Genomic DNA, 4,205 nt, shown 5'->3' with positions numbered 1-4,205 from the left:
TTGTCATGGCCAATGACGAACCGGCCCGCGAACGGCTGATCGTCAAGCTGCGGACCATCCTTGCCGAAGACTTCCCGTCCATTCGCGGCAAGGTCGACCGCCTGTTCCTCGGGCCTCCGACCGGCTGGCCGGTGCAGATGCGGGTGACCGGACAGGACCGCGCGGAAGTGCGCCGCATCGCCGATCAGGTGAAGGCGAAGTTCGCCGAAAATCCTGAGCTTGGCGCCATCCACGACGATTGGCTCGAGCCGGTGCCGGCGATGAAACTGGTGATCGACCAGGACCGCGCCCGCGCGCTCGGCGTCTCATCGCAGCGCATCCGCCAGATGCTGCAGGCCACCATGTCCGGCGCACCACTTGACGATTTCCGCGACGGCGAGGAAACGGTTGCGATCGTTGCCCGTGAACCGGAGACAAGCCGTCATCTGCTGTCGACCGTGCATTCGATCTATATCCCGACCGATTTCGGCAGCTACGTGCCGCTGTCGCAGGTTGCCAAGGTCGTCCCGGTTCTTGAGCAGGGCGTCGAATGGCGCCGCAACCGTCTGCCGGCGATCACGGTGCGCGGTACGCTTCCCGATGGCGTGCAGCCCAACGACGTGGCGATGAAGATGTATGCCGACATGAAGCCGCTGCGCGACAGCCTCGCGCCCGGTTACTCCGTCGAGATCCAGGGCGGCGCGGAAGATGCGGCCGAAAGCCAGCAGTCGATCGCCGACAAGGCGCCGGTCATGCTCGCCGTCATCGTCGTGCTCCTGATGATCCAGCTGCAGCATTTCGGCAAGGCGATGCTGGTGCTGGCGACCGGCCCGCTCGGCATCATCGGTGCAGCCGCTGCGCTCCTGATCAGCGGTGCCCCCTTCGGCTTCGTCGCCATCCTCGGCGTCATCGCGCTGCTCGGCATCATCATGCGCAACTCGATCATCCTCGTCGACCAGATCGACCAGGATATCGCCGCCGGCATGGAGCGGACGGAGGCCATCGTCGGTGCGGCCGTCCGCCGTTTCCGGCCGATCGTCTTGACGGCCATGACAGCGGTTCTGGCGCTGATCCCGATCTCGCGCGGCGTCTTCTGGGGACCGCTTGCCTACGCAATGATGGGTGGCATTCTCGTTGCCACGGTGCTGACCATTCTCGTGCTTCCGGCTGGCTATGCGCTGTTCTTCGGCAAGCAGCCGAAGAGCCGGGTTGCCGAGCCGGAGCCGGCAAGCGATGAGCTCGAAGCGGACATACCATATCCGGCCGCAATCGCCGCGGAATGAATGCCCCTGCCTGCAAGGGCACCCGCAGCAGAGGCTGCGGGTGCCCCTCCTGCAATGCAAGCCGAGCGGAGGGCAGCCGTATTTAAACGATTTATGGCAGGATGAGCTATCTGCTGCGCGCATAGCGCATGGCTGCCCTGCAAAGTTCTGCCTACGATTTAAGCTCAATCAATGTATATTGAACTCATCGAAGTGATGCACCTCCTCCCGCAGAGCTTCGATATGTAAGTGTCCTCACTCCTCCTCCCAGAGGGCACTTGCGGAATGGCAACACTCCTCCTCCCAGTTGCCGTTCGGTTCTCTTCGAAAGCCTGCCGCACCTCCTCCCGCGGCAGGCTTTTTCGATTCTGGGCCCCCTTTTTTCATCGCCTACCCCCCAATAGAAAAACCGCCGCGAAGCATGCCCCGCGACGGCTTAGACAGTTTATGCGTTTCGCTTAACGAAGCGGCGGCGCGTAGACCAGACCGCCATTGTTCCACAAATTGTTCAGGCCGCGCTCGATCTTCAACGGGCTGTCCTTGCCGAGATGGCGTTCGAACACCTCGCCGTAGTTGCCGACGGCTGAGATGGCCTGGAAAGCCCATTTGGGATCAAGGCCCAGGTTCTTGGAAATACCGCCATCGCTGCCGAGGAAGCGTTTTTGTGCGACAGTTCCGTCTTCCGCAGTCGAGGCTGCATTCTCCTTGGTGATGCCGAGCTCTTCTGCCTCGATCATCGCGAACAAGGTCCAGCGAACGATCTTGAACCACTGCTCGTCGCCCTGGCGAACAGCCGGTCCGAGCGGCTCCTTGGAGATGACTTCCGGAAGCACGACGTAGTTGTCGGGATCGGTCAGCGTCAGGCGCTGGGAATAGAGGGCAGAGGCGTCCGTCGAGTAGACATCGCAGCGTCCCGTCCCGAAGGCCTGAATAGTTTGGTCTGGCTTTTCGAAAGCGATGACATTGTACTGGATGTTGTTGGCGCTGAAATAGTCCGCCATGTTCTGTTCGGTGGYGGTGCCCGTTTCGGTGCAGACCGATGCGCCGGACAGTTCCTTGGCGCTCTTTACGCCCAGGTCCTTGCGGATCATGAAGGCCTGGCCGTCATAGTAGTTGGCGCCGACGAAGCTCATGCCGAGATCGGTATCGCGCGACAATGTCCAGGTGGTCTGGCGCGACAAAAGGTCGACCTCGCCCGATTGCAGGGCGGCGAAACGCTCCTTGGTGGAGAGCGGCACATATTGCACCTTGCTGGAATCGCCAAGCGTCGCGGCGGCCACCGCGCGGCAGAAATCGACGTCGAAGCCTGTCCATTCGCCCTTGTCGTTCGGGCTCGAAAAGCCGAGCACGCCCTGGCTGACGCCGCAGCGCAGTGTGCCGCGTTCGCGGGCGATATCAAGCGTGCCTGCCTGTGCCGCTGTGCCTGCCAGCGTTGCCGCGGCCAATAGTGCAAAAAATGCTGATTTCATGGTTTTGTTCTCCTCCGGTTTTATTAAGTCGCACGTATCCCGTCCGGGCGGCGCCAAGCGCTGCCAAGCTCTTTTCCTGTCTTCGGTGTCTGGCATTCGCCGAGGCTAGGCGCCCTTGGACGTCACGGCCTCGAATGTTTCCTTAAGCACAGCAAGCAAGTGATCAGCGTCGCGTTTCGAGAAGATCATCGGCGGCCGCATCTTCAGCACGTTGTCATGCGGCCCCTCGGTCCCCATCAGTACGCCGCGCTGTCTTGCGCCGTTCGATACGGCCCGGGCGAATTCCGTCGCGGGCGTCTTGGTCTTGCGGTCGGTGACGAGTTCGATGCCGAGGAAAAGCCCCATGCCGCGCACGTCGCCGATGACCTCGTAACGCTCTTGCATCGCCCGGAAGCCGGCCATCAGGTAGTTGCCGATCTCCAGTGCATTGCCGCGAAGGTCCTGGCCCTCGATGACATCGAGCACGGCGAGACCGACCGCGCAGGAAACCGGGTTGCCGCCGAACGTGTTGAAATATTCCATGCCGTTGTTGAAGCTGTCGGCGATCTCGCGCGTCGTCACGACCGCCGCCAGTGGATGGCCGTCACCGATCGGCTTGCCCATGGTAACGATATCGGGAACGACGCCCTGCTCTTCGAATGCCCACCAGTGGCTTCCCACCCGGCCGAAACCGACCTGGACCTCGTCGGCGATGCAGACGCCGCCCGCCGCGCGCACCATCCGGTAGACCTCCTTGAGGTATCCCTCAGGCAGGAACACCTGACCGGCGACGCTCGGGATGGATTCGGCGATGAAGAAGCCCGGACCTTCGCCCTTTGCCTGCATCTGAGCGATCAGCCCGGCCACGCTTTCGGCGTAGCGCTTTGCATGCTCTTCGGCTGGCCAATCCGCAGGCGCGCGATAGCTGTCGGGGACGAGGGCCACGTGGACATGCGGCTTCTTTTCCTTGCCGCCCTTGCGGCGGAATTTGTAAGGGCTGATCTCGATCAGCTCCTGTGTCGTGCCGTGATAGGCCCAGTCGAGCACGATGGCGTTTTCACGACCGGTATGGGCGCGCATCATCCTGAGCGCCAGACTGTTGGCCTCCGAACCGCTGTTGACGAAGCCGGCAACGGTCAGCTCCTTCGGCAGCGTCGCCGTCAGCCGCTCGGCATAGGCAACGATATTGTCGTGCAGATAGCGGGTATTGGTGTTGAGCGTCGCCGCCTGCCGCGCCATCGCTTCCACCACTGCCGGATGCGCATGGCCGATATGGCAGACATTGTTGAAGCAATCGAGATAGGCCCGGCCGCTGTCGTCGATCAGCCAGACGCCGTCGCCGCGGACGAACTTGATCGGCTTGTCGTAGGAAATCGACAGGTTCGGGACCAGGAGCTCCTTGCGCAGCTTGACGATCTCCTCATGCGGCCGCCCGGTTTTCGCGTAGAATTCAGGCGCGATGCCGGCAAAAGCGTTGGCATTGGGGAAAAGTTCTGCCCAGACATCGAGATAACGC

At 62.1% G+C, this 4,205-nt stretch carries 3 protein-coding genes; 1 reads left to right on the top strand and 2 read right to left on the bottom strand.

Annotation, left to right across the window (positions count from 1 at the left end; genetic code table 11):
- Window positions 1-1,262: efflux RND transporter permease subunit (locus AC1D17_RS27895; RefSeq protein WP_477568479.1), on the top strand; the 1,262-nt coding region annotated here is incomplete at its 5' end.
- A gap of 437 nt (window positions 1,263-1,699) precedes the next feature.
- On the opposite strand, the gene AC1D17_RS27890 is transcribed toward AC1D17_RS27895, so the two are convergent.
- Together AC1D17_RS27890 and AC1D17_RS27885 are read right to left on the bottom strand one after the other, a co-directional pair.
- Window positions 1,700-2,710 carry an amino acid ABC transporter substrate-binding protein gene (locus tag AC1D17_RS27890; RefSeq protein ID WP_477568478.1) on the bottom strand — a complete coding sequence of 337 codons (1,011 nt, stop codon included), beginning with the start codon at window positions 2,708-2,710 and terminating at the stop codon, window positions 1,700-1,702.
- 105 nt (window positions 2,711-2,815) lie between these two features.
- Window positions 2,816-4,205: aminotransferase class III-fold pyridoxal phosphate-dependent enzyme (locus tag AC1D17_RS27885; protein WP_477568477.1), on the bottom strand; the 1,390-nt coding region annotated here is incomplete at its 5' end.

This window comes from Pararhizobium sp. P1_E7 (genome assembly GCF_056405855.1).
Note: the sequence above shows the minus strand (reverse complement) of the source record. Positions and strands in the feature narration are given on the sequence as shown.